Annotated in this window: 1 protein-coding gene; it reads right to left on the reverse strand. The window is 67.7% G+C overall.

Going from position 1 to position 847, the window contains the following annotated elements:
- Positions 1 to 842: poly(ethylene terephthalate) hydrolase family protein (locus SK571_RS46170; RefSeq protein ID WP_319990434.1), on the reverse strand; the 842-nt coding region annotated here is incomplete at its 3' end.
- Between the last annotated feature and the right edge of the window lie 5 nt (positions 843 to 847).

An 847-nucleotide genomic window follows, 5' to 3' on the forward strand; every position in this document is an offset into this window, starting at 1 on the left:
CTGAAGGTGGTGCCGGGGGCCGGGTCGCCGGGCAGGAGCGGGCAGCTGTTGCGGTACGACCTGATGCCGGTGGTGTCCTGTAGTGGGCACAGGAATTGGGTGTAGCGGGTGTCGTGGTCGATGAAGATCTTCATCCAGGGGATGACTTTGCGGGTCATGACGGAGTTGTTCGAGGTGGGGAAGCTGTGTTCGGCGCCGGTGAGTTCGAGGTAGGCCTTTTCGGTTGTGGCGGGGATGTTGTTGTAGTGGGTGAGGATGCTTGCCGGGGTGCTGGTGCCGTCGTTCTGGCCGGCGAGCAGCATGGTGGGGACCTGCATGCCTGACGGGGTCTGTGACGGGCTGTAGGGCGCCAGGCCGATGGCGGCTTTGAGTGTCGGTCGGCGCAGGGCGGCGGAGATGGTTCCGCCGCCGCCCATCGAGTGGCCCATCACCGCGAGGCGGCTCGGGTCGACTCTGGTGCGGATGGTGCTGTGCTGGGTGAGGTAGTCGAGTGCGGCCAGCAGCTGGGTGCCGCGCGCGACGTCCCAGTCGGTGCGGCTGATGGTGTCGATGCCGATGACGACGAACCCGAACGAGGCCAGCCAGTGCCCCATCCAGGCGCCCTCGGCCGCCCAGGTCGCGGTGTAGCCGGGCGAGATCGCGATCGCGCCGAACGTGCCTTTGCTGGTGTCGGTCGGGTAGTAGATCTTCGCGGCACCGAAGCCGTTCCCGCCGCCCACATTCGTCTCCGCGGTGGCGAAGGTGCCGCGGTTCGCCGCGATGCTCGACTGCGTCGGATTCGGCCCGCGCTGGTAGGGGTTGTCCACGGCGAACGCCGATCCAGTGGCCTCAGCGGACGCCACGATCC

Source organism: Lentzea kristufekii (assembly GCF_033949925.1).
GTDB classification, from domain to species: domain Bacteria; phylum Actinomycetota; class Actinomycetes; order Mycobacteriales; family Pseudonocardiaceae; genus Lentzea; species Lentzea kristufekii.